The 24996-nt window shown below is 61.7% G+C and carries 25 protein-coding genes; 14 read left to right on the forward strand and 11 right to left on the reverse strand.

Annotated elements, in window-relative coordinates; genetic code table 11:
- The first annotated feature begins 37 nt into the window (after positions 1-37).
- From L6D74_RS19520 to L6D74_RS19535, 4 genes are all read left to right on the forward strand, one after another.
- Positions 38-835, forward strand: a complete 798-nt coding sequence (locus tag L6D74_RS19520) for a hydroxymethylpyrimidine/phosphomethylpyrimidine kinase (protein ID WP_039771996.1) — start codon at positions 38-40, stop codon at positions 833-835.
- A gap of 24 nt (positions 836-859) precedes the next feature.
- A complete protein-coding gene (thiE, locus tag L6D74_RS19525) occupies positions 860-1483 on the forward strand; it encodes a thiamine phosphate synthase (RefSeq protein WP_236190098.1) in 624 nt (207 codons plus the stop codon).
- A gap of 10 nt (positions 1484-1493) precedes the next feature.
- Positions 1494-2777 (forward strand): glutamate-1-semialdehyde 2,1-aminomutase, encoded by a 1284-nt coding sequence (hemL, locus tag L6D74_RS19530; RefSeq protein ID WP_236190099.1) that lies wholly within the window; start codon positions 1494-1496, stop codon positions 2775-2777.
- Positions 2778-3003: 226 nt separating this feature from the next.
- The gene (locus tag L6D74_RS19535) at positions 3004-3558 is read left to right on the forward strand and encodes a tetratricopeptide repeat protein (RefSeq protein ID WP_003228518.1); all 555 of its coding nucleotides are present in this window, start codon (positions 3004-3006) and stop codon (positions 3556-3558) included.
- 111 nt (positions 3559-3669) lie between these two features.
- On the opposite strand, the gene L6D74_RS19540 is transcribed toward L6D74_RS19535, so the two are convergent.
- Positions 3670-3999, reverse strand: a complete 330-nt coding sequence (locus tag L6D74_RS19540; protein ID WP_027617776.1) for a DUF1820 family protein — start codon at positions 3997-3999, stop codon at positions 3670-3672.
- 133 nt (positions 4000-4132) lie between these two features.
- On the opposite strand from L6D74_RS19540, the gene miaB reads away from it, so the two are divergent.
- From miaB to lnt, 5 genes are all read left to right on the forward strand, one after another.
- Positions 4133-5461 carry a tRNA (N6-isopentenyl adenosine(37)-C2)-methylthiotransferase MiaB gene (gene miaB, locus L6D74_RS19545; protein ID WP_236190100.1) on the forward strand — a complete coding sequence of 443 codons (1329 nt, stop codon included), beginning with the start codon at positions 4133-4135 and terminating at the stop codon, positions 5459-5461.
- A 217-nt stretch (positions 5462-5678) separates the two neighbouring features.
- Positions 5679-6683: a PhoH family protein gene (locus L6D74_RS19550; protein ID WP_064382170.1), complete on the forward strand. Its 1005-nt coding sequence runs from the start codon at positions 5679-5681 to the stop codon at positions 6681-6683.
- Positions 6676-7170, forward strand: a complete 495-nt coding sequence (gene ybeY, locus L6D74_RS19555; protein WP_007958682.1) for an rRNA maturation RNase YbeY — start codon at positions 6676-6678, stop codon at positions 7168-7170. Before L6D74_RS19550 ends, ybeY begins: the two co-directional genes overlap by 8 nt.
- 5 nt (positions 7171-7175) lie before the next feature.
- On the forward strand, positions 7176-8015 hold the full coding sequence (locus L6D74_RS19560; protein WP_007909641.1) for an HlyC/CorC family transporter: 840 nt from the start codon (positions 7176-7178) through the stop codon (positions 8013-8015).
- Positions 8016-8029: 14 nt separating this feature from the next.
- Complete coding sequence (gene lnt, locus L6D74_RS19565; RefSeq protein ID WP_039771840.1) at positions 8030-9553, forward strand: apolipoprotein N-acyltransferase; 1524 nt, start codon at positions 8030-8032, stop codon at positions 9551-9553.
- Positions 9554-9626: 73 nt separating this feature from the next.
- Here the strand turns inward: lnt and L6D74_RS19570 are convergent, their stop codons facing one another.
- Positions 9627-10406: a YdcF family protein gene (locus tag L6D74_RS19570; RefSeq protein ID WP_236190101.1), complete on the reverse strand. Its 780-nt coding sequence runs from the start codon at positions 10404-10406 to the stop codon at positions 9627-9629.
- A 105-nt stretch (positions 10407-10511) separates the two neighbouring features.
- A complete protein-coding gene (locus L6D74_RS19575; protein WP_039771843.1) occupies positions 10512-10835 on the reverse strand; it encodes a hypothetical protein in 324 nt (107 codons plus the stop codon).
- 254 nt (positions 10836-11089) lie between these two features.
- On the opposite strand from L6D74_RS19575, the gene leuS reads away from it, so the two are divergent.
- The 5 genes from leuS (at position 11090) to L6D74_RS19600 (ending at position 17155) form a co-directional block, all read left to right on the forward strand.
- Entirely contained in the window at positions 11090-13696 is a 2607-nt protein-coding gene (gene leuS / locus L6D74_RS19580; protein ID WP_064599659.1) for a leucine--tRNA ligase, read from the forward strand.
- Positions 13697-13783: 87 nt separating this feature from the next.
- Positions 13784-14389 carry an LPS-assembly lipoprotein LptE gene (locus L6D74_RS19585; RefSeq protein WP_064599662.1) on the forward strand — a complete coding sequence of 202 codons (606 nt, stop codon included), beginning with the start codon at positions 13784-13786 and terminating at the stop codon, positions 14387-14389.
- Between the two features lie 39 nt (positions 14390-14428).
- Positions 14429-15466 carry a DNA polymerase III subunit delta gene (gene holA, locus L6D74_RS19590; RefSeq protein ID WP_039771848.1) on the forward strand — a complete coding sequence of 346 codons (1038 nt, stop codon included), beginning with the start codon at positions 14429-14431 and terminating at the stop codon, positions 15464-15466.
- Positions 15467-15606: 140 nt separating this feature from the next.
- Positions 15607-15771 (forward strand): alternative ribosome rescue factor ArfA, encoded by a 165-nt coding sequence (gene arfA / locus L6D74_RS19595; protein WP_007958672.1) that lies wholly within the window; start codon positions 15607-15609, stop codon positions 15769-15771.
- A 61-nt stretch (positions 15772-15832) separates the two neighbouring features.
- Positions 15833-17155 carry a lytic murein transglycosylase gene (locus tag L6D74_RS19600; RefSeq protein WP_236190102.1) on the forward strand — a complete coding sequence of 441 codons (1323 nt, stop codon included), beginning with the start codon at positions 15833-15835 and terminating at the stop codon, positions 17153-17155.
- 51 nt (positions 17156-17206) lie between these two features.
- On the opposite strand, the gene L6D74_RS19605 is transcribed toward L6D74_RS19600, so the two are convergent.
- The 8 genes from L6D74_RS19605 to rodA form a co-directional block, all read right to left on the reverse strand.
- Positions 17207-18154, reverse strand: a complete 948-nt coding sequence (locus L6D74_RS19605) for a S66 peptidase family protein (protein WP_085648686.1) — start codon at positions 18152-18154, stop codon at positions 17207-17209.
- Positions 18155-18328: 174 nt separating this feature from the next.
- Positions 18329-19327, reverse strand: coding sequence for a lipoyl synthase (gene lipA / locus L6D74_RS19610; RefSeq protein WP_162130488.1), 999 nt, complete (start codon positions 19325-19327; stop codon positions 18329-18331).
- A gap of 25 nt (positions 19328-19352) precedes the next feature.
- Positions 19353-20000: a lipoyl(octanoyl) transferase LipB gene (gene lipB, locus L6D74_RS19615; protein WP_039771855.1), complete on the reverse strand. Its 648-nt coding sequence runs from the start codon at positions 19998-20000 to the stop codon at positions 19353-19355.
- The gene (locus L6D74_RS19620; RefSeq protein ID WP_011336094.1) at positions 20000-20275 is read right to left on the reverse strand and encodes a DUF493 domain-containing protein; all 276 of its coding nucleotides are present in this window, start codon (positions 20273-20275) and stop codon (positions 20000-20002) included. Before L6D74_RS19620 ends, lipB begins: the two co-directional genes overlap by 1 nt.
- 84 nt (positions 20276-20359) lie before the next feature.
- Positions 20360-21517, reverse strand: a complete 1158-nt coding sequence (locus tag L6D74_RS19625; RefSeq protein ID WP_011336095.1) for a D-alanyl-D-alanine carboxypeptidase family protein — start codon at positions 21515-21517, stop codon at positions 20360-20362.
- A gap of 325 nt (positions 21518-21842) precedes the next feature.
- Positions 21843-22850, reverse strand: a complete 1008-nt coding sequence (locus L6D74_RS19630; RefSeq protein ID WP_011336096.1) for a septal ring lytic transglycosylase RlpA family protein — start codon at positions 22848-22850, stop codon at positions 21843-21845.
- The gene (mltB, locus tag L6D74_RS19635) at positions 22850-23860 is read right to left on the reverse strand and encodes a lytic murein transglycosylase B (protein WP_085648685.1); all 1011 of its coding nucleotides are present in this window, start codon (positions 23858-23860) and stop codon (positions 22850-22852) included. The genes L6D74_RS19630 and mltB overlap by 1 nt, the downstream gene beginning before the upstream one ends.
- Positions 23861-23877: 17 nt before the next feature.
- A complete protein-coding gene (rodA, locus tag L6D74_RS19640) occupies positions 23878-24981 on the reverse strand; it encodes a rod shape-determining protein RodA (protein ID WP_050761190.1) in 1104 nt (367 codons plus the stop codon).
- Positions 24982-24996: the final 15 nt, after the last annotated feature.

Genomic DNA, 24996 nt, shown 5'->3' on the forward strand with positions numbered 1-24996 from the left:
CACCCGCAAAACAGGTTTGGTGGTAAGCTCGCGCACCATGAATATCTACAGCTCACGCCCCGTTGTCCTCTGTCTCTCCGGCCACGACCCCAGTGGTGGCGCCGGCCTGCAGGCAGATATCGAAGCCCTGCTCGCTCAGGGTTGCCATGCGGCTCCGGCCGTCACCGCCCTGACCGTGCAAGACACCGTCAACGTCACCGACTTTCGCGTCCTCGACCGTGAGTGGGTACTGGCCCAGGCCAATGCCGTGCTCAACGACTCCGAAGTCGCGGCGGTGAAACTGGGCATGCTCGGTTCCCTGGAAATGGTCGACACCGTCGTCGAACTGCTTCAGGCGCACCCGCACTTGCCAGTGGTCTGCGACCCGGTGCTGCGTGCCGGCGGCGGCGGACGCCTGGGCAAGGACGAAGTCGGCTACGCCATGCGCGAACGCCTGCTGCCGCTGTCGATCATCGCCACCCCCAACCTTCCCGAAGCCCGGATTCTTGCCGAACTGCCGGAAGGCACCGCAGACGAGTGCGCTGAAAAACTTCTGCCGTTCATCAAGAACCTGCTGATCACCGGCGGTCACGGCGACGAAACTGAAATCCACAACCGCCTGTACAGCCGTGATGGGCTGCGCGAAACCTTCAAGTGCCAGCGCCTGCCCGGCAGCTATCACGGTTCCGGCTGCACCCTGGCCAGCACCCTCGCCGGCCGCCTGGCACTGGGCGAAAACCTTGCCAGCGCCGTGCGTACTGCGCTGGATTACACCTGGCGCACCCTGCGCGATGCCGAACAGCTGGGCAAAGGCCAGTTCGTGCCGCGTCGTCTGCCGCTGGATTTCTGTTCCTGATGTTCCGAGCCTGAGGTCTGCGCGATGAAACTACGTGGCCTGTATGCCATCACCGACAGCCAGTTGCTGGCCGGCAAGTTTCTGTCCTACGTGGAGGCGGCGCTGGAAGGCGGCGTCACCCTGCTGCAATACCGCGACAAGAGCAGCGACGAGGCCCGCCGTCTGCGTGAGGCCCAAGCCCTGCGCGATCTGTGCGAGCGCTACAAGACGCAATTGATCATCAACGATGACGCCGAACTGGCCGCGCGCCTGAACGTCGGCGTGCACCTGGGCCAGACCGACGGCCCGCTGTCGCCGACCCGCGCCCTGCTCGGCTCCAAGGCGATCATCGGTTCGACCTGCCACGCACAGCTGGAACTGGCCGAACAGGCCGCCAGGGAAGGCGCGAGTTATGTCGCCTTCGGTCGGTTCTTCAATTCCAACACCAAACCCGGTGCACCGAGTTGCAGCCTCGATCTGCTCGACGAAGCCAAGCGCACCCTGCACCTGCCGATCTGCGCGATCGGCGGCATCACCCTCGACAACGCTGCGCCATTGGTGGCCCACGGTGTCGATCTGCTGGCCGTGGTCCATGGCCTGTTCGGCGCCGACAGCAGCGCCGAAGTGACCCGCCGCGCCCGCGCCTTCAATGAATTATTAAAAGTCTGAGAGCCCGATCATGTCTCGTTCCGAAACCCTGTTTGCCAACGCCCAGAAACACATTCCCGGTGGCGTGAACTCGCCGGTGCGCGCGTTCAAGAGCGTTGGCGGCACGCCGCTGTTCTTCAAGCACGCCGAAGGCGCCTACGTCACTGACGAAGACGACAAGCGTTATGTGGATTACGTCGGCTCCTGGGGCCCGATGATCCTCGGCCACAGCCACCCGGACGTGCTGGACGCAGTGCGTAACCAGTTGCAGCACGGCCTGTCCTACGGCGCGCCGACCGCGATGGAAACCGAGATGGCCGACCTGGTCTGCTCGCTGGTGCCGTCGATGGAGATGGTGCGCATGGTCAGCTCCGGCACCGAAGCGACCATGAGCGCGATCCGTCTGGCCCGTGGCTTCACCGGCCGCGACAGCATCATCAAGTTCGAAGGCTGCTACCACGGTCACTCCGACAGCCTGCTGGTCAAGGCCGGCTCTGGCGCACTGACCCAAGGCGTACCAAGCTCGGCCGGAGTGCCGGCGGCGTTCGCCAAACACACCCTGACCCTGCCGTTCAACGACATCGACGCGGTTGAAAAAATGCTCGCCGAAGTCGGTAAGGACGTGGCGTGCATCATCGTCGAGCCAGTGGCCGGCAACATGAACTGCGTACCGCCGGCGCCGGGTTTCCTCGAAGGCCTGCGCAGCCTGTGCGATAAGCACGGCGTGGTGCTGATTTTCGACGAAGTGATGACCGGTTTCCGCGTCGCCCTCGGCGGTGCCCAGGCCTACTACGGCGTAACCCCGGACCTGACCACCTTCGGCAAAATCATCGGTGGCGGCATGCCGGTCGGCTGTTTCGGCGGCAAACGCTCGATCATGGAACGCATCGCACCGCTGGGCCCGGTCTATCAGGCGGGCACCCTGTCGGGTAACCCGCTGGCGATGGCCGCCGGCCTGACCACCCTGCGCCTGATCAGCCGTCCGGGCTTCCACGCCGAACTGACCGACTACACCACGCGCCTGCTCGACGGCCTGCAACAGCGCGCCGATGCCGCCGGCATTCCGTTCGTGACCACCCAGGCGGGCGGCATGTTCGGTCTGTACTTCAGCGGTGCCGACGACATTGTTACGTTTGAAGACGTGATGGCCAGCGATGCAGCGCTGTTCGGCCGCTTCTTCCACCTGATGCTGGAAGGTGGCGTGTACCTGGCACCGAGCGCCTTCGAAGCCGGTTTCACCTCGATCGCCCATGGCGAAGCCGAGCTGAAACTGACCCTTGACGCCGCCGAACGCGCCTTCGCCAAGTTGAAGTAAAACGCCCCGCCGCTGACGTTGGCCATTGCCAGCGTCAGCGTTCTCCTACATCTGCACGCCTTTTCCGACACGCCTGCCAAAAATCTCCCATAAAGTGGGCGATATATTTCCCGCGCAGCAGAAAATCGAGTAAAGACTTTGTAAGGATGGCCCTGCTTATTTCATAATGCGCGCTTATTGGATCCCTCGACGGGTCCGCGCGCCCTTCAGAGGTAAGTCGATTCCCATGAACCGCACCGGCCGCACCCTTGCCTTGGGCTGCCTGTTGCTCCTTCAGCCGCTGCTCGCACATGCACAAGCAGGCGGCAACTCGTTGTTGATCCCGGCGATGGGTCGCTGCACCCTCAATACTCAGCCGCAAGATGTCACGCAGGCCCTCGCCGCCTGCCAAAAGGCAGCGGATGAAGGGGATGCGCAAGCGCAATACGAGTTGGGTGAGTTCTACTACGACGGCAAGAATGCGCCGCGCGACCTCAATCAAGCCCTGAGCTATTTCGAAAAGGCCTCGCTGCAGGGCCATGCCCAGGCGCAGTTCAAGCTCGGCACCATGTTCTTCCACGGCGAAGGCGTGCAGGCCAACAACATTCAGGCGTACATTGTGCTGAAGATGGCGGCGGTCAACGGCGCAGAAGATGCACTGGACACCGCCGACGAAGTCTCCGAAAAAATGTCCCGCGAAGATCTCGAAACCGCGACCCAGGTGCTCGGGCAAATTTTCCGTAAATACCTGATGGAACTGCAAAGCGCCGACGGGCGTACGCCGTTCTCGCCCCTTCCCTGATTTCTCTATAGATTTTTCTGGCCTCTTCGCGAGCAAGCCCGCTCCCACATTGGATTGCATTCCCCTGTGGGAGCGGGCTTGCTCGCGAATGAGGCGACTCGGTCTTACGGTTTACTTCTCAGGCATCGGCATCGGAAACGGCATCACGTTACCAACGCCGCCACGGGCTTCGCTGATCTTCGGCGTTCCCAGTCGCTCGACCTCGTCAATACGCACGATCGAGTGCATCGGCACAAAGCTGCGCACCACACCTTCGAACTGCGCCTTGAGCTTTTCTTCGCTCGGGTCGACGACCACTTGCGTGCGCTCGCCAAAGACGAACTCTTCCACTTCCAGGAAGCCCCACAGATCACTTTGATAGATCTGCTTGGCGTACATTTCGAACACCTGGCCCTGGTTGAGGAAAATCACCTTGTAGATTGGAGCTTCGCGTTTGGTCATGGCGGGCAGACAGCATCGGGGTAAAAAATGAGGGCGCGAACTATAGCATAGCCACCGGACGCGCAGCGGTAGGAACCTGGGGACATGTTCCCTATAATGCGCGGTTCTTTGAACCACGTGACGACCCTATTCCATGGCCAAGAAGCTTTACATCGAAACCCACGGTTGCCAGATGAACGAGTACGACAGCTCGCGCATGGTCGATCTGCTGGGCGAACACCAGGCCCTGGAAGTCACGGCGCGCGCCGAAGATGCCGACGTGATTCTGCTCAACACCTGCTCGATCCGCGAACGCGCCCAGGACCGGGTGTACTCCCAGCTCGGCCGCTGGCGCGAACTGAAACTGGCGAACCCGGACATGGTGATCGCCGTCGGCGGTTGCGTGGCCAGCCAGGAGGGCGCGGCGATCCGTGATCGCGCCCCGTACGTCGACGTGGTGTTCGGCCCGCAGACCCTGCACCGCCTGCCGGAAATGATCGACGCCGCGCGCATCAGCAAGCTGCCGCAAGTCGACGTCTCGTTCCCGGAAATCGAAAAATTCGACCACCTGCCCGAGCCGCGCATCGACGGCCCCAGCGCCTACGTGTCGGTGATGGAAGGCTGCAGCAAGTACTGCACGTTCTGCGTGGTGCCTTACACCCGCGGCGAAGAAGTCAGCCGCCCGTTCGACGACGTGATCGCCGAGATCATCCACCTGGCCGAAAACGGCGTGCGTGAAGTGACCCTGCTGGGGCAGAACGTCAACGGCTATCGCGGGCTGACCCACGACGGTCGCCTGGCGGATCTGGCGGAATTGATCCGTGTGGTCGCGGCGGTCGACGGCATCGACCGCATACGCTACACCACTTCGCACCCGCTGGAGTTCTCCGACAGCCTGATCCAGGCCCACGCCGAAGTGCCGGAACTGGTCAAGCACCTGCACTTGCCGGTGCAGTCGGGTTCGGACCGGATCCTGGCCGCGATGAAGCGCAACCACACGGCGCTGGAGTACAAATCCAAGCTGCGCAAATTGCGCGCCGCCGTACCGGGGATCTGCATCAGCTCGGACTTCATCGTCGGCTTCCCGGGGGAAACCGAGAAAGACTTCGAACAGACCATGAAGCTGATTGCCGACGTCGGTTTCGACTTTTCCTACTCGTTCGTCTACAGCCAGCGCCCGGGCACCCCGGCCGCCGATCTGGCCGACGACACCCCGGAAGAACTGAAGAAAGAACGCCTGAACGCCTTGCAGCAGCGTTTGAATCAGCAAGGGTTCGAGATCAGCCGACAAATGGTCGGTTCGATCCAGCGGATCCTGGTGACCGATTATTCGAAGAAAGACCCGGGCGAACTGCAAGGGCGCACCGAGAATAACCGTATCGTCAACTTCCGCTGCGATAATCCGACCCTGATCGGCCAATTCGCCGACGTGCACATCGACGCGGCGCAACCGCACTCGCTGCGCGGCTCGCTGATCCAGTAACACCCTTTGTTCAACTGTGGGAGCGAGCCTGCTCGCGATGAACGATGACGCGGTTTACCAAGTCAACCGTGGCGTGGCCATCGCGAGCAGGCTCGCTCCCACAATGGACCGGCCTGGATCTTGAGAACAGGCTCATCCATTTAAGAGCTTTCGCACCCACGCCGCTGGCGTTATCCTTCAATTCATCCTAATTGCCCCAGGGCGGCTAAATACGACCTTGAACGCACCCATCGAACCACATCGTTTCATTCTCGAGCCCTTTGAGGCTCGCCGCTTCGCCAATCTGTGCGGGCAGTTCGACGAGCACCTGCGGCTGATCGAACAGCGCCTGGCCATCGAGATCCGCAACCGCGGTAATCAGTTCGAGCTGATCGGCGAGCCCAAGCACACCACTTCCGCGGAAAACCTGATTCGCCGCCTGTACCGGGAAACCAAGGGTTCAGAGCTGTCGCCGGATACGGTTCACCTGTTCCTCCAGGAATCGGCCGTCGAGCAACTGGACAACCCCGCCCCCGCCGAAGCCTCCGTCGCCCTGCGCACCAAGAAAGGCATGATTCGCCCACGCGGCTTGAATCAGCTGCGCTACGTGAAGGAAATCCTCGGCAACGACATCAACTTCGGCATCGGCCCGGCCGGTACCGGCAAGACCTATCTGGCTGTCGCCTGCGCGGTGGATGCGCTGGAGCGTGAACAGATCCGTCGCATCCTGCTGGTGCGTCCGGCGGTCGAAGCGGGTGAAAAACTCGGTTTCCTGCCCGGCGACCTGTCGCAAAAGATCGACCCGTACCTGCGCCCGCTCTACGACGCGCTGTACGAGATGCTCGGCTTCGAATACGTGGCCAAGCTGATCGAGCGTCAGGTGATCGAAGTCGCGCCACTGGCCTACATGCGCGGTCGCACGCTGAACAACAGCTTCATCATTCTCGATGAGAGCCAGAACACCACCGTCGAGCAGATGAAGATGTTCCTGACCCGGATCGGTTTCGGCTCCACTGCCGTGATTACCGGCGACATCACCCAGGTCGACCTGCCACGCGGCACCAAATCCGGACTTCATCACGTCATCGAAGTTCTGAAAGATGTGCCGGGTATCAGCTTCACGCACTTCCAGCCCAAAGACGTGGTGCGCCACCCGTTGGTGCAACGCATCGTCGAAGCCTACGAGCGCTTCGAGACGCGCTTGGCCGACGAAGCGCCAAAGGACACTCGCCACGATGCTTGAGCTTGACCTGCAAATCGCGACCGAAGCGTCTGCGCCGACTGAAGCCGAGTTCCGCCAATGGTGCGAACTGGCCTTGCGTCAGCGCACCGCCGACTCGGAAATGACCATTCGTCTGGTCGACGAGGAAGAAGGCCGCGAACTGAACCACACCTGGCGGCACAAGGATTACGCGACCAACGTGCTGTCCTTTCCCGCCGAAGTGCCCGACGAGTTTCTCGACATCCCGCTGCTGGGCGATCTGGTGATCTGCGTGGCCGTGGTCGAGCGCGAAGCCGCCGAACAGGGCAAGGAACTAAAGGCCCACTGGGCACATCTGGTCATTCACGGCTGCTTGCATCTGCTGGGTTACGACCATATAGATGACGAGGAAGCCGAGGAAATGGAAGCACTGGAACGCGAGTTGCTTGCCGAATTGGGTTATCCCGATCCGTACGCGGACGACGAAACCGAAACATCCCCTACTGTTACAACAAAGGATTCAGAGTAATCGCTATGAGCGAAGATCGATCGAGCAACGGGCAAAAGTCATGGCTGGGTAAACTGACCCAGGCTTTTGCCCACGAGCCGAAGAACCGCCAGGAGCTGCTGGAGCTGCTGCGCGATGCACATCAGAACAAACTGCTGGACAGCGAAGCGCTGGCCATCGTCGAAGGCGCCATCCAGGTGGCTGACCTGCAGGTTCGCGACATCATGGTGCCGCGCTCGCAGATGATCAGCATCAAGGCGACCCAGACACCCCGCGAATTCCTCCCCGCCGTGGTCGACTCGGCCCACTCGCGCTACCCGGTCATCGGCGAAAGCCATGACGACGTGATGGGCGTGCTGCTGGCCAAGGATCTGCTGCCACTGATCCTCAAGGAGAACGGCGACAGCTTCAACATCAAGGACCTGCTGCGCCCGGCCACCTTCGTGCCGGAGTCCAAGCGCCTGAACGTGTTGCTGCGCGAATTCCGCGCCAACCACAACCACATGGCCATCGTGATCGACGAATACGGCGGTGTGGCCGGTCTGGTGACCATCGAAGACGTGCTCGAGCAGATCGTCGGCGACATCGAAGACGAACACGACGTCGAAGAAGACAGCTACATCAAGCCGCTGCCCAGCGGTGATTTCCTGATCAAGGCCCTGACGCCGATCGAAAACTTCAACGAGTTCTTCGACAGCGAATTCTCCGACGACGAGTTCGACACCGTCGGCGGGCTGGTGATGAGCGCGTTCGGGCACTTGCCAAAACGCAACGAAATCACTGAAATCGGCGCCTATCGCTTCCGCATCCTGAACGCCGACAGCCGTCGGATTCACTTGCTGCGACTCACGCCAATCGCCCGGTAAATTTAAGGACTGAAATGCGCTGGACAACCCGCCCCGGCTGGCCCGGTAACCTGCTGGCCGTGGCGGCCGGTGCAATCACCACCTTCGCTCTGGCACCGTTCGATCTCTGGCCGCTGGCCTTGCTGGCGGTCGGCCTGTTCTACGCCGGCCTGCGCGAGCTGAGCCCGCGTCAGGCACTGGGTCGTGGCTGGTGCTTCGGTTTCGGCCTGTTCGGCGCCGGCACCAGCTGGATCTATTACAGCATCCACCACTTCGGCGGAGCCTCGGTGCTGCTGGCCGGTTTCCTGATGCTGATCTTCACGGCGGCCATTGCCTGGTTCTTCGCCCTGCCCGCCTGGCTCTGGGCGCGCTGGTTGCGGCGTAACGAAGCGCCGGTGGCCGACGCCCTTGCATTTGCGGCGCTATGGGTAGGCCAGGAAGCTTTCCGCGGCTGGTTCCTCACCGGTTTTCCGTGGCTGTATTCCGGTTACAGCCAGCTCGATGGCCCGTTGGCCGGACTCGCGCCGGTGGGCGGCATGTGGCTGGTGTCGTTCGTCCTCGCACTGACCGCTGCACTGATCTACAACGCACCGCGCCTGCTGCAAACCCGCCGCAAAGCCTTCATCGCTGCCGGCCTGGTATTGCTGATCGGGCCGTGGGCGGCGGGCATTGCGCTCAAGGGCCATGCCTGGACCAGCCCGGCCGGCGCGCCGCTGACCGTTGCCGCCATCCAGGGGAACGTCGCGCAAAGCATGAAATGGGACCCGGCCGAACTCAATGCGCAACTGGCGCTGTACCGCGATCTGAGTTTCCGCTCCAAACCGGTGGATCTTTTGATCTGGCCGGAAACCGCCGTGCCGGTGCTCAAGGAGTCCGCCGAGGGCTACCTGACCATGATGGGCAACTTCGCCGCCGAGCGTAAATCGGCGCTGATCACCGGCGTGCCTATCCGCGAAATGGTCCGTCACGAAAAACGCTTCTTCAACGGCATCACCGTAGTCGGCGAAGGCGATGGCACTTATCTGAAGCAGAAACTGGTGCCGTTCGGCGAATACGTACCGTTGCAGGACATCCTGCGCGGGCTGATCGCGTTCTTCGACCTGCCGATGTCCGACTTCGCCCGCGGCCCTGCCGATCAGGCGCTGTTGCAAGCGAAGGGCTACCAGATCGCGCCGTTCATCTGCTACGAAGTGGTGTATCCGGAATTCGCCGCAGGCCTGGCGGCACGCAGCGATCTGCTGCTGACGATCAGCAACGACACCTGGTTCGGTACGTCGATCGGCCCGCTGCAACACCTGCAAATGGCGCAGATGCGCGCGCTTGAAGCCGGACGCTGGATGATTCGCGCGACCAACAACGGCGTGACCGGGCTGATCAACCCGTTTGGCCAGATCACCGAGCGAATTCCGCAGTTCGAGCAGGGCGTGCTCTACGGCGAAGTGGTGCCGATGCACAACCTGACGCCGTATCTGCAATGGCGCTCGTGGCCGCTGATCATCCTGTGTGTGGTGCTGTTCGGCTGGGCGCTGATGACCAACCGGATGTCCAAGACGCTCTGAGAAATCGCCCGCTCCCACAGGTGACCACTGTGGGAGCGGGCTTGCTCGCGAAGGCACCATCAACGACAACGCATCAATCGGTGCCGCCATTCCCTCGGTAGAACAGCGAATAGCCGATCTGCCCCACCGCCTCGTTCATCAACTGCCCGCTCTGCCAGATCGACTTGAACTCCGGCAGCCAGCCGCCGAACGGTCGCGCATTGTCCGTGCCGAGGAAACCAACCGGCGCCGGCACGACCTCGAACCCGGCCTGTTGATAACTCCACACCGCTCGCGGCATATGCCAGGCCTGGGTGACCAGCACGATGCGTTTGACGCCTTCCGGCAACAGCATTTTGGCGCTGAATTCGGCGTTCTCCCACGTAGTGCGGCTCTCTCCCTCCTGCCAGCGCACGGTCACGCCGAAGTCATCGCGCAGCGAATCCGCCATCAGCTTCGCCTCGGTCGGCGGCGTACCGTAATGCAGGCCGCCGCTGGTCAGAATCGGCAGCCCGGACGCCTTGGCCAGTCGCGCCGCATAACGTTGGCGCTCCAGCCCGACACCGGTCGGTTGATCTTCACCCCAGGCCAGATCGCCGCGCTCGCGGCCGGAGCCCAGCACCACAATCGCATCGGCGCGCTGCGCCAGGCTTTTCCATGCTTCCCGGGCCAGCGGCGGCTCGCGCTCCAGGGCTTTGGCGCCCCATTGCACGACCACCGGCAGACTCATCAGCAAGAAGCCACCAAAACCCAGGGCGAAACACAGCCCGGCCAGTCGCGGCCGCGAACGTCGCAACCACCAGGCGACGAGTAGCAGCAACAAGAGAAGGCCTGGCGGCAATAGAAGTTGTTTAATGAAATAACGAAAAGGCATCGAGCATCTCCAGAGATGCCCGAAGCCTAAGTGGGTTGATACAGCGCGACAACCAGTAGGGTCGGATCCCGTTGAAAAAGATCCGCTTTTTGACCTGCCATGCGTTTACTTGGCCTGCAGAGTCCGCACTTTGACGGCGTCTCTGCCGGGTGCCTTGTCCTTGAGCCAGATGACCTTGGCCGAATGGGCAGCATCGAGCTGTTTCACTGCTTGTGACAGGTATCCGTGGGTTTCACGCTCACTGCGATCCAGATAGGCCTTGACCAGTTTGAACTCGGCGGGACTCAAGCCACGCAATTCCAGCTCCAGGGGGCGCTCGTCGCGCAGCCTTCCAGCGGTTTTTGCCGCGTCCAGGGCCATCCCCAGACGATCGATCAACCGCTCGTACAACTCGGGTTTGGTAACGTTTTTTTGCTGTGACTCCACCATCCCTCACCTCATTGAAGATAAGACTCACTCCCCAGTTAGAGCTTAGCTTCGCTGCACAAACCGGCTGCGTGCCGCGACCAACGGCCCTCGCCGCGATTTCGGCCGGTCAAACGGCTGCAATCAGGGTTTCCCTAGGCCAAGCGCGGTCATGTATGCTACGGCGCTTCCTGTAACTCCACTTCCAGCTCGTCCGACATGCCCGGGACGTCGCATTGAAGAGGATTAGGCCACCCCTATCCAGTACAAAAGTAGCCATGCACGAACAATATCAGCCCCGTGAAATCGAAGCCGCCGCCCAATCGTTCTGGGACGAGCAAAAGTCCTTTGAAGTCAGTGAACAGCCAGGCAAGGAAACCTACTACTGCCTGTCGATGTTCCCTTACCCCAGCGGCAAGCTACACATGGGGCACGTGCGCAACTACACCATCGGCGACGTGATCTCCCGCTACCAGCGCATGCTCGGCAAGAACGTTCTGCAACCGATGGGTTGGGACGCCTTCGGCATGCCGGCGGAAAACGCCGCGATGAAGAACAACGTGGCCCCGGCCAAGTGGACCTACGAAAACATCGCCTACATGAAATCCCAGCTGCGCAGCCTGGGCCTGGCGGTCGACTGGTCGCGGGAAGTCACCACCTGCAAACCGGATTACTACCGCTGGGAACAATGGCTGTTCACTCGCCTGTTCGAAAAAGGCGTGATCTACCGCAAGAATGGCACCGTGAACTGGGACCCGATCGACCAGACCGTTCTGGCCAACGAACAGGTGATCGACGGTCGCGGCTGGCGTTCCGGCGCGCTGATCGAAAAGCGCGAAATCCCGATGTACTACTTCAAGATCACCGCCTACGCGGATGAGCTGCTGGAGAGCCTCGACGAACTGACCGGCTGGCCTGAGCAGGTCAAGACCATGCAGCGCAACTGGATCGGCAAGTCGCGCGGGATGGAAGTGCAGTTCCCGTACAACGTCGACTCGATCGGCGAAACCGGCACCCTGAAAGTCTTCACCACCCGTCCGGACACCCTGATGGGCGCAACTTATGTTGCCGTGGCCGCCGAGCACCACCTGGCCGCTCTCGCCGCGAAGAACAACCCTGAGCTGCAAGCGTTCATCGCCGAATGCAAGGGCGGCAGCGTCGCCGAAGCCGACGTCGCCACTCAAGAGAAGAAAGGCCTGCCGACCGGTCTGTTCGTCGAGCACCCGCTGACCGGCGAAAAACTGCCGGTGTGGGTCGCCAACTATGTACTAATGCACTACGGCGACGGCGCGGTCATGGCTGTGCCGGCGCACGACGAGCGCGATTTCGAATTCGCCCACAAGTACAACCTGCCGGTCAAATCCGTGGTGCGCACCAGCTCCGGTGAAACCAACCCGGCGCCATGGCAAGACGCCTACGGCGAGCACGGCACGCTGATCAACTCCGGCGAATTCGACGGTCTGGACTTCGCTGGCGCGTTCGACGCCATGGAAGTCGCCCTGATCAAGAAAAACCTCGGCGCCTCGCGCACCCAGTTCCGCCTGCGCGACTGGGGCATCAGCCGTCAGCGCTACTGGGGCTGCCCGATCCCGATCATCCACTGCGATGCCTGCGGCGACGTGCCGGTGCCGGAAGATCAACTGCCGGTCGTCCTGCCGGAAGACGTGGTGCCGGACGGCGCCGGTTCGCCGCTGGCACGCATGCCCGAGTTCTACGAGTGCACCTGCCCGAAATGCGGTCAGCCTGCCAAGCGTGAAACCGACACCATGGACACCTTCGTCGAGTCGTCCTGGTACTACGCCCGTTACGCCTCGCCGCACTTCGAAGGCGGTCTGGTGGAAAAATCCGCGGCCGACCACTGGTTGCCGGTGGATCAGTACATCGGTGGTATTGAACACGCCATTCTTCACCTGCTGTACGCGCGTTTCTTCCACAAGCTGATGCGCGACGAAGGCCTGGTGAGCTCCAACGAGCCGTTCAAGAACCTGCTGACTCAAGGCATGGTGATTGCCGAGACTTACTATCGCCGCGAAGCCAACGGCGCCTACACCTGGTTCAACCCGGCGGACGTCGATCTCGAACGCGACGGCAAGGGCAACGTCACCAGCGCCAGACTGAAAACCGACGGTCTGCCGGTGGAAATCGGCGGCACCGAGAAAATGGCCAAGTCGAAGAACAACGGCGTCGACCCTCAATCGATGATCGACCAGTTCGGCGCGGACACCTGCCGCCTGTTCATGATGTTTGCCTCGCCGCCCGACATGAGCGCCGCGTGGTCCGACTCCGGCGTTGAAGGTTCGCACCGCTTCCTCAAGCGCGTCTGGCGTCTGGCTCAGGCCCACGTCACTCAGGGCCTGCCGGGCAAACTGGACATCGCCGGCCTGAACGACGAGCAGAAAGCCGTTCGTCGCGCGATCCACCAGGCGATCAAGCAGGCCAGCCATGACGTCGGCCAGAATCACAAATTCAACACCGCCATCGCCCAGGTGATGACGCTGATGAACGTGCTGGAAAAAGCAGCACAATCCACCGAACAGGATCGCGCACTGGTTCAGGAAGGTCTGGAAGCCGTTACGCTGTTGCTGGCTCCGATCACCCCGCACATTTGCCACGAACTGTGGAATCAACTGGGCCACGCCGACCCTGTGATCGACGCCGGCTGGCCAGTGGTGGATGAAAGCGCACTCGTTCAGGACAGCCTGACCCTGGTGATCCAGGTCAACGGCAAGCTGCGTGGCCAGATCGAAATGCCGGCCGCCGCGACCCGTGAAGAAGTCGAAGCGGCAGCCCGTGCCAACGAGAACGTACTGCGTTTCGTTGACGGCCTGACGATTCGCAAAGTGATCGTAGTGCCCGGGAAACTGGTCAATATCGTCGCCAGCTAATTGGATCGGGCGTCAGGTGTGCCTGACGCCCAGTAAAACCTTTCGGGCCACAGAGTCGGCCCACATGGTTTCAAGGGGAGCAACACAATGATCAAACGCAATCTGCTGGTGATGGGCCTCGCCGTCCTGTTGAGCGCCTGCGGTTTCCAGCTGCGTGGTACCGGCACCAACGAACTTTCGATCAAGGAGCTTGATCTGAGCGCCCGAAACGCCTACGGCGAAACCGTGACGCAACTGCGTCAGGTGCTGGAGGCCAGCGGCGTCAAGGTCGTTTCCGGTGCGCCGTACAAGCTTTACCTGTCCGATGAGCAGGAAAGCCAGCGCATCCTCAGCTACGCGGGCGCCGGTCGTACTGGCGAATATCAGGTGAGCACCGTGCTGACCTACGATATCCGCGGCGAAAAGGATCTGTTGCTCAAGAGCGACAAGCTTGAAGTGCAGAAAGTGTTCATCCACGACGGCAACAACCTCGTGGGTTCCGACCAGGAAGCCAACGATGCCCGCCGTGAAACACAACGCGAACTGGTACAGCGCATGATGCTGCGTCTGCAACAGCTGACACCGGCACAGCTGGACGCTCTGCAGCAAACCGCCAACGCACGGGCCAAGGCAGAAGCCGACGCCCTCGAAGCGGCACAGAAGGCTGAAGCGGAAACCCCGCGCCAGTCGCCGCTCGAACTGCCGCAGCAGTAAGACGTTCGGGGCGCTCAGGCGCCCCGTTCGCCCTCTCTTATGAAGCTCGCTCCCGCCCAACTCGGCAAACACCTGCAAGGCGCTCTTGCGCCGGTCTACATCATCAGCGGCGATGACCCGCTGCTGTGTCAGGAAGCCGCCGACGCCATCCGCTCCGCTGCCCGCCAGCAAGGATTCGATGAACGCCAGGTCTTTGCCGCCGACGCCAATTTCGATTGGGGGACATTGCTCCAGGCCGGCGCCAGCATGTCGCTGTTCGCCGAAAAACGCCTGCTGGAACTGCGCCTGCCTTCGGGCAAGCCCGGTGACAAGGGCGCCGCCGCGCTGATCGAATATTGCTCGCGCCCGGCTGAAGACACGGTGCTGCTGATCAGCCTGCCGAAGCTCGACGGCAGCGCGCAGAAGACCAAGTGGGGCAAGGCGCTGGTCGAGGGTCAGCAGACCCAGTTCGTGCAGATCTGGCCGGTGGACGCCAACCAGCTGCCGAGCTGGATTCGTCAGCGCCTGTCCCAGGCCGGCTTGTCGGCCAGCCAGGACGCGGTCGAGCTGATTGCAGCGCGGGTCGAAGGCAACCTGCTGGCCGCTGCGCAAGAGATCGAAAAGCTCAAGCTGATGGCCGAGGGCGGACAGATCACCATCGAAACCGTACAGGCGGCCGTGGCCGACAGTGCGCGTTTCGACGTGTTCGGCCTGACCGATGCAGTGCTCAACGGCGAACCGGCCCACGCCCTGCGCATGCTCGAAGGGCTGCGCGGTGAAGGGGTCGAGCCGCCGGTGATCCTCTGGGCCCTGGCTCGGGAGTTACGGCTGCTGGCCAACATCTCGTTGCAATACAGCCAGGGCACGCCGCTGGACAAGTGCTTCAGTCAGGCCAAGCCGCCGGTCTGGGACAAGCGAAAACCGCTGATGAGCAAGGCCCTGCAACGCTACTCGGCGCAACGCTGGGCACAGTTGCTGCTCGAAGCCCAGCGCATCGATGCACAAATCAAGGGCCAGGCGGCCGGCTCGCCGTGGATGAGCCTGAGCCGGTTGGCGCTGCTGATGGCCGGTCAGCGCCTGACATTGCCTGCCGAATGAATTCCGGGATCGCGCGCTGCGATCCCGTTTTTTACCGAGTCCATTTCCTACAGAACATCCCGCCGTCGGTCCTATAGACAGACGCTCTAGATCGGCAGATTATCTGCCGCGCAAAACCTCACTCAATCGAGAGAATCATCATGAGCAAAAAGCCATCGAAACATGGCCACAACAAGGCCAAATCCATCGTCGCCCAACCCCTGTTCCGCAGCCGTCAGGAACGACCAACCAAGGGTAAAGGCAGCTACCGCCGCGAAGCCTTCCAGTCTGACAGCTGGGAGGCTTCTTACTTTCTGGCCGCTTGAAGCGCAGCACCCCTTCCTCATGTTAAGGTCTGCACCTGATTCGTATTCCCTGGACCCGTGCATGCCCCTCAGTCTTTCCCGTCGTTGGCCCTTTCGCCAACTGATCGCTGCCTCCAGCTTCGTATTGCTCGTCGCCTGCGCGGAAAAACCCACCGCCGCTGACGCTCAACCGCTTCAGACCGTCCCCGTTGCCACAGCCCCAGCGGTCATCCCGCCGGTAGTGCCGTCCGGTGACAACCTCGACCTGCAACCGACCCAGACCTTTGCCGAATGGCAGGCAGGTTTCCGCAAGGAAGCCCTGGCCGCCGGCATTCGTGCCGACCTGTTCGACCGTGCCTTCGCCAATGTCAGCTTCGATGCCAGCGTGATTCGCGCCGACCGCAGCCAGCCGGAATTCGCCCGGCCGGTCTGGGAATACCTGGATGGCGCACTGTCGCCGTTGCGCGTGCGCAAAGGCCAGGCACTGATCAGCCAGTACGCCGATATTCTGCAAAGCATCGAGCAGCGTTATGGCGTTGACCGTCAGGCGTTGGTCTCGGTGTGGGGCATGGAAAGCAACTTCGGCCAGTTCCAGGGCAGCAAGTCGGTGATCAACTCGCTGGCGACCCTGGCCTATGAAGGTCGCCGTCCGGGCTTTGCCCATGCGCAGCTGATTGCGGCGCTGCAGATCCTGCAACAGGGCGACATCACGCCGGAGAAAATGCTCGGCTCCTGGGCCGGTGCAATGGGCCAGACCCAGTTCATCCCGACCACCTACAACACCCACGCCGTGGACTTCGACGGTGACGGTCGCCGCGACATCTGGGGCAGCCCGGCTGACGCATTGGCCTCCACCGCGCACTACCTGCAAAGCTCCGGCTGGCAGCGTGGCCAGCCGTGGGGCTTCGAAGTGCAACTGCCAAGCGGTTTCAACTACACCTTGGCTGACGGCGCTATTCGAAAAAGCGTCGCCGAATGGCGGCAATTGGGCGTAACCCTGCCGAACGGCGGCCAGGTGCCGGCCGGCTCCGAGCAACTGTCTGCTGCTCTGCTGCTGCCGGCTGGCTACCGTGGCCCGGCGTTCCTGATCCTCGATAACTTCCGGGCGATCCTCAAGTACAACAACTCGTCGTCCTACGCACTGGCCGTCAGCCTGTTGTCCGAGCGCTTCAACGGCGCCGGCCTGATCAATGGCACCTGGCCAAAAGACGACCTGCCGTTGAGCCGCACCGAGCGGATCGAACTGCAAAACCTGCTGACCGCGCGCAACTACGACGCAGGCACCGCCGACGGGATCATCGGTGCCAATACGCGCAAGGCGATTCGCGCTGCGCAGCAGTCATTTGGCTGGCCGGCGGATGGTTATCCGACGCACAAGCTGCTGGAAAGCCTGCGTAACCAGTAAAAACAAAAAGACCGCCGCCTCTTCAGGCGGCGGTCTTTTTTTGCGGCTCGATCAGCGAATCACCACATCCTGTTCCAGCATCAACTCCTTCTTGCCCGCATCCAGTCGAACCAACGCCCCCAGCGGCAACGTCAGGTTCGGATCGCAGTGCCCGCTGCGCCAGCCGGACAGCACCGGAATCCGCAGGGGTTCAAAGGTCTGCTTGAGCAAGCGGTTCAAGGCCTCGACATCCACACCCGCCACGTCCCCGACCAACACGCCGCGCAATCTGGCCAACTTGCCCGCCAGACGCATCTGGGTCAGCAAGCGGTCGATCCGGTACAGCGGCTCGTTGATGTCCTCGATGAGCAGAATCACCCCTTCGACATCGATTTCGTAAGGCGTGCCAAGAGTCGAGGCGATCATTGCCAGATTACCGCCCTGCAAACGCCCGTGGGCAATGCCGGGCTCCACGGTGGTCAACGGATAAGCCGCCGGATGACTCAGTACACTGCCGGCCTTCAACTGACCGCGCAGCATGGCGAAGAACGAGGTCACCGTCGGCGGCTCCTTGTCACCCAGCAGATCGGCATTCAACAACGGCCCGTGAAAGGTCACGAACCCGGCGTAGCGACTGATGGCCAGGTGCAGTGCGGTGATGTCGCTGTAACCGACGAAGGGCTTGGCATGGCGGCTCAGCAGATCGTAATCGATCCGATCCAGCAACCTTGGCGTGCCGTAACCACCGCGCAGGCAAATGATCGCATCGACCTCTTCGTCAGCGAACGCCGCGTGCAGATCGTTGAGCCGCACCTCGTCGCTGCCGGCCAGATAACCGTCCTTTTCATAGACGCCCGGGAACACCCGTAAACCGTAACCCCGGGCGCGCATCCACTGAACGGCCTTTTCGGTATCCAGCGTGCCGGGGCCGGCGGGCGCAATGACGCCGATCAGCCCTTCCGACGGCAGTGCGGGCACAGACTTGTGCGGAAAAAGGGTGTGGGTCGGTCGAACGGTCATCCATGGATCTCCCTGTGTGAAGTCATGCTCACACAGTAGTCAGGAACGGCGACAAACAGAAGAGGCTCGGCTGCGCCGCAGATTGCAGGAGAAGTCAGTAACGAGTGTAGGCCGGGCAAAAAAATGCCCGCCGGGCGATAAACCCCGGCGGGCATTCTTTCATTCAGCGCTGAATCAGGAACCGAGCAGCTCGGCCTTGACCAGTTTCGCTTGCTCGTCAGCGTGGTACGAAGAACGCACCAACGGGCCGGACGCGACGTTCTTGAAGCCCATCTTGTAACCTTCCTCGGCGAACCAGGCGAAGGTGTCCGGGTGCACGAAACGCTGCACCGGCAAGTGGCTGCGGGACGGTTGCAGATACTGGCCCAGGGTCAGCATGTCGATGTCGTGTTCGCGCATGCGCTTCATGACTTCGATGACTTCGTCGTCGGTCTCGCCCAAGCCGAGCATCAGGCCGGATTTGGTCGGGATGTGCGGCATCATCTGCTTGAAGCGTTGCAGCAGGGTCAGCGACCACTGGTAGTCCGAACCCGGACGCGCAGCCTTGTACAGGCGCGGTACGGTTTCCAGGTTGTGGTTGAACACATCCGGCGGCTCGGCCGCGGTGATTTCCAGGGCGATGTCCATGCGGCCACGGTAGTCCGGGACCAGGGTCTCGAGCTGCACGTTCGGCGACAGTTTGCGGATTTCGCGGATGCAGTCCGCGAAGTGCTGGGCACCGCCGTCACGCAGGTCGTCGCGGTCAACCGAGGTGATTACCACGTACTTGAGCTTCAGATCGGCGATGGCGATGGCCAGGCTTTCCGGCTCGTTGACGTCCAGTGGCTTCGGACGACCGTGGCCAACGTCGCAGAACGGGCAACGACGGGTGCAGATGTCACCCATGATCATGAAGGTCGCGGTGCCGCCGGAGAAGCACTCGCCCAGGTTCGGGCAGGAGGCCTCTTCGCAGACGCTGTGCAGCTTGTGTTTGCGCAGCAGGCTCTTGATGCGGTCGACTTCCGGCGAAACCGGGATGCGCACGCGGATCCAGTCGGGTTTCTTCGGCAGTTCGGTGGTCGGAATGATCTTCACCGGGATGCGTGCAACCTTCTCGGCGCCGCGCAGCTTGACGCCGGCTTCAACCTTGGGACGCGGGGCCGGGCGCTCGGTCACGTCGAGCGTCGGGATCATGGTTTGCACTGCATCAGTAGTCATATCAGTCGATTCCGCCCGTCAGGGTCGTCTGCTCAGCATAGTCGAGGTGTTTGACGAGCTGCGCGCGCAGCCGGGCACTTACCTCGGCAAATTCAATCGATCCTGCGTGCTCGCTCAGCTGGGTCATCGCCAGCCCGGCATAGCCGCAGGGATTAATCCGTCGAAACGGTTCCAGGTTCATGTCCACGTTCAGGGCCAGGCCATGAAAGGAACAACCGTGGCGAATCCGCAAACCCAGAGAAGCGATCTTCGCTCCGTCGACGTAGACGCCGGGAGCATCCGGCTTGGCCACGGCGGTCACGCCGTAGCTGGCCAGCAGTTCGATCAGGCAGCGCTCCATGCGGCTGACCAGATCGCGCACGCCGAAACCGAGTCGGCGCACATCCAGCAGCAGATAGGCTACCAACTGGCCTGGGCCATGGTAGGTCACCTGACCGCCGCGGTCGACCTGCACCACCGGAATGTCTCCCGGCAGCAACAGGTGCTCGGCCTTGCCGGCCTGGCCCTGGGTGAACACCGGCGGGTGCTCCACCAGCCAGATTTCGTCCGGGGCCGTGGTGCCACGCTCGTTGGTAAAACGCTGCATGGCCTGCCAGACCGGCTCGTAAGCCATCTGGCCAAGCTCGCGAAAGCCCAGCGTGCCCGGCATCACAGCACCATGTGCACGAAACCGGTAGCCCGCAGTTCGCTGTTGATGTTGTACAGCTGATCCTGGTCGGTCGCGACGATGTGCAACTGGATGGTGGTGTACTTGCCGTTGCTGCTTTGACGCTCGTCGACACGCTCATCGTTGATCCTGGCGTGTTTCTTGACGATGTCGATGATCTTGTCTTTGTTGCCGACGCCCGTATCGCTGATCACCTTAACCGGATAATCAACCTGGGGAAATTCGATCTTTGGCGCCTTTACTTCGGTATCGGTCATGGCGTAACGGCCTCGTAAGCGTAAGCCCGGTAACGAACAAGGCCCCGCTCCGGATCGGAACGGGGCCATGCAGGTCAACTCAAATCAGTTGAACAAGCCGTAGAAGAATAGACGGATGCTATCCCACATGCGGCGGAAGATACCACCCTCCTCGACAGCGTCCAGGGCGATCAGGTCGGCGCTGTGCACCACCTTGTCGTCCAGTTTCACTTCGACTTTACCGATCACGTCGCCCTTGGCGATTGGCGCGGTCAGTTGCGGGTTCATGGTCATGCTGGCAGCGAGCTTCTTCAGCTGGCCTTTCGGCAGGGTCATGGTCAGGTCTTGTGCCAGGCCGGCCTTGACTTGACTGGTAGTGCCTTTCCACACCGGGGCCTGAGCCAGTTCGGTGCCCTTCTGGTAGAAGGTCTGGGTTTCGAAGAAGCGGAAACCGTAGGTCAGCAGCTTCTGGGTCTCGGCGGCGCGAGCCACTTCGCTGTTGGTGCCGAACACCACGGCGATCAGGCGCATGCCATCACGTACGGCCGAGGACACCATGCAGTAGCCGGCTTCGTCGGTGTGACCGGTTTTCAGACCGTCGACGGTCTTGTCGCGCCACAGCAGCAGGTTGCGGTTAGGCTGTTTGATGCCGTTCCAGAAGAACTCTTTCTGCGAGTAGATCGCGTAGTGAGCCGGATCTTCGTGGATGATCGCGCGCGCCAGGATCGCCATGTCGTGAGCCGACGAGTAGTGCTCGGGGTTCGGCAGACCGGTCGGGTTCATGAAGTGGGTATTGGTCATGCCCAGATCGGCGACGGTCTTGTTCATCAGGTCGGCGAAGGCGTCTTCGCTGCCCGCGATGTGTTCAGCCACCGCGACGCTGGCGTCGTTGCCGGACTGGATGATGATGCCGTGCAGCAGGTCGCTGACAGTGACCTGCGAGCCGACCTTGATGAACATCCGCGAACCGCCGGTGCGCCAGGCGTTTTCGCTGACGGTCACCGGGTCGTTTTCACCGATCTGGCCGCGACGGATTTCCAGCGTGGCGATGTACGCGGTCATCAGTTTGGTCAGGCTGGCCGGCGGCAGACGCTGGTCACCGTTGTTTTCCACCAGCACGTTGCCGCTGTTGGCATCCATGAGCACGTAGGATTTGGCGGCCAGTTGTGGTGGCGACGGCATCATCTCGGCCGCGAAGGCGGCTGGCGAGAGGAGCAGCGGGACTAGCAGACACAGGCGTTTGGCAAAGGTGGTGATGTTCATCCGTCTCTCGAAATCGCTAATGGAAACTGTCCTGGCGGACAAAATTTAATCAGATGTCTTTCAGGCTTTGCCCGAAACCTGCCTGCGCGACGATCATGCTGCGTTAAAAACAGATTCGGAATGCTCATGTAGGTCCCCTACACTCCGCTTCCTCACCTGTTTTTGCCTTGCCTGATCGCCGCTCGGCGAGCTTTCGAGCAAACCCTACGAGCATCGCGTGTTCAGTTGCTCACTCCAGTCACCCTTGCCGGGCTTTTGTTCTTCGACGAGCCAACAACCTGGTTCACCCCCCAATCGCTGGTGAACCGTCAATCAAGTCCTACGTTTACTCGGTGACCACACTTGGCGAACCGAGGTTGGCCAGGCGCACGCTGTTCTGCACCTGGGCAATTTCACCCGGCGAACCGATCGGTCCCAGGCGAACCCGGTGCAGGGTCTGCTGATTGCGCACGATCGAGCTGATGAACACCGGAGCGCTCACCATCCCGCTGAGCTTCGACCTCAGGAGTTCTGCAGCGTCCGGGTTGGCGAACGCGCCCACCTGCAGATACTGGCCAGACGCTGGTGCAGAAGCGTTTTTTTTTGCATCGAGCTGGACTGGCACGACGGCCGCGGCGTGCTGCTGCGGCGGCGGAGTCCATTGCTCGACGGTGCCGGCCGAGGCCGTGATCACCGGGGCGCTATTCTGCGCGACTTGCGGCTCGTTGAGCATCAAAGGCGCCGGACGGCCCTTGGCGGCCCACCATTGTTGCGGGTCGATGCCTTCGACCTTGACCCGCGCGGTGCCGATTTCGGCATAACCGAGTTTTTTCGCGGCGGCGTAGGACAGGTCGATGATCCGGTCCGAGTAGAACGGCCCGCGGTCGTTGACCCGCAGGATCACGCTCTTGTTGTTGTCCAGGTTGGTCACCCGAACGTAACTCGGCAGCGGTAATGTCTTGTGGGCGGCACTCATGCCGTACAGGTCGTAGACCTCGCCGTTGGCGGTGTTCTGACCGTGGAACTTGGTGCCGTACCAGGACGCAGTGCCGGAGGCCACGTAAGTCTTGGATTCCTGCAACGGGAAGTAGGTCTTGCCCAGCACGGTGTACGGGTTGGCCTTGTATGGGCCGGTGTGCAGGGTTGGCGTTGCATCGGGGATGCGCGACACATCGACGTCCCACCACGGCGCGCCGTCCTTGTGGGCCCGGTTGATGTCCAGGCCCGGCTGCGAACGTACGGCGGTGGTCGGCTTCTGGCTCGGCGAACGGCTGGTCGAACAACTGGCGACCAGTACCGCCAATGCAGCAAAGGCCACCAGCTTCAGGGGTTTATTGATAGGCAATGCCCGCATTACTTGACGCCCCGTGCTTGTACCAGCTGTTCAGACAGTTGATGTACGGCCATGGCGTACATCACGCTGCGGTTATAACGCGTGATCGCGTAGAAATTCGTCAGGCCCATCCAGTATTCCGGGCCGTTGTCGCCTTCGAGGCGGAATGCGGTGACCGGCATGTCATCGCGCAGCGCATCATGACTCGACCAGCCCAGCGCTCGCAACTCCCCAACGGTTTTCGTCGGCTCGATGCCAGTGGTCAGGCCTTCATCCACCTGCTCGCCACGGACATCCGCGCGGCTGACTACCGGTTCACCGGCGACCCAGCCGTGACGCTTGAAATAGCTGGCGACGCTGCCGATCGCATCATCCGGGTTGTTCCAGATATTGATGTGGCCGTCGCCGTCGAAATCCACCGCGTAGGCGCGAAAACTGCTCGGCATGAACTGCGGCAAACCCATCGCCCCGGCATAGGAACCCTTGAGGGTCAGCGGGTCGACCTGCTCTTCCCGGGCCAGCAGCAGGAACTCACGCAGCTCCTTGCGGAAAAATTCGGCACGGGGAGGATAGTCGAAACCCAGCGTGGACAAGGCATCGATCACCCGGTAATTGCCGGTATTACGTCCGAAAAAGGTCTCAACGCCGATGATCGACACGATCACCTGGGCTGGAACACCGTATTCCTGCTCGGCGCGGGCCAGGGTGGCCTCGTGCTGGCGCCAGAAGTCCACACCGCGGGCGATGCGCGCGTCGGTGATGAACATCGGCCGGTATTCTTTCCACTGCTTGACCCGTTCGGCGGGTTTGGAAATGGCGTCGAGAATCGCCTGCTTGCGCTGGGCTTCGCGGAACACGGCCATCAGCTGTTCACCGGCGAAACCGTAGTCGCGGGTCATTTCACCGACGAATTCGGCCACCTGGGGCGAGCCTTCGTAATCGCCGGCCAACGCTTCCTGCGCGCTGCCAAGGATGCCTACCAGGCCGAGCCACGGTGCGTATCGTGTCGCCCAGTCACGCATTACTTGCATTGAACTCTTCACCTTATTCAAACCTGTGCGATCCACTTGCGATGGGTATGGATCGACATCAAAACCCCAAACGCTGACAGCAGCGTCACCAGCGAAGTTCCGCCATAGCTAATGAACGGCAACGGCACCCCCACCACCGGCAACAGGCCACTGACCATACCGATGTTGACGAAAACGTAAACAAAAAACGTCATGGTCAGAGCACCGGCGAGCAATTTGCCGAACAGCGTCTGCGCCTGAGCGGTAATCACCAGGCCGCGACCGATCAGCAACAGATAGATGAGCAACAGTGCGCAGATGCCCACCAGGCCGAACTCTTCGCCGAGCACCGCGATGATGAAGTCGGTGTGGCTTTCCGGCAGGAAGTCCAGGTGCGACTGGGTGCCCAGCAGCCAGCCCTTGCCGAATACGCCACCGGAGCCGATGGCAGCTTTCGACTGGATGATGTTCCAACCGGTGCCCAACGGATCGCTTTCAGGATCGAGGAACGTCAGGATTCGCTGCTTCTGGTAGTCGTGCATGATGAAGAACCACATCGCCACCGACACCGGAATCGCCGCCGCCAGCACGCTGAGAATCCAACGCCAGCGCAAACCGCCCATGAACAGTACGAAGGCACCACCGGCCAGAATCAGCAGCGAAGTGCCCAGATCCGGCTGACGCACGATCAGGGCGAATGGCACGCCGATCAGCAGCAGACTGATGCCGACATGCTTGAGCTGCGGCGGCAACGTGCGTTTGGACAAGTACCAGGCGATGGTCGCCGGCATCAGGATCTTCATGAATTCCGAGGGCTGGAAGCGGATCACCCCGGGAATGTTGATCCAGCGGGTCGCGCCCATGGCGTTGTGGCCCATGATGTCCACCACCATCAGCAGTACCACCCCGATCACGTAGCCGAGCGGCACCCAGCGCGCCATGAACCTTGGCTCGAACTGGGCGATGACGATCATCGACACCAGACCGATGCCGAACGACGTGGCCTGTTTGGCCAACAGGTCCCAGCTCTTGCCGCTGGCCGAATACAGCACGAACAGGCTGCCGGCGGCCAGGATCAACAACAGCACCAGCAACGGGCCGTCGATATGCAAACGTTGCAACAGCGTCGCCCGGCGACGCATCACATCCTCGCTGGA

Origin of the sequence: Pseudomonas pharyngis (genome assembly GCF_021602345.1) — a bacterium.
Classification (GTDB): Bacteria; Pseudomonadota; Gammaproteobacteria; order Pseudomonadales; family Pseudomonadaceae; genus Aquipseudomonas; species Aquipseudomonas pharyngis.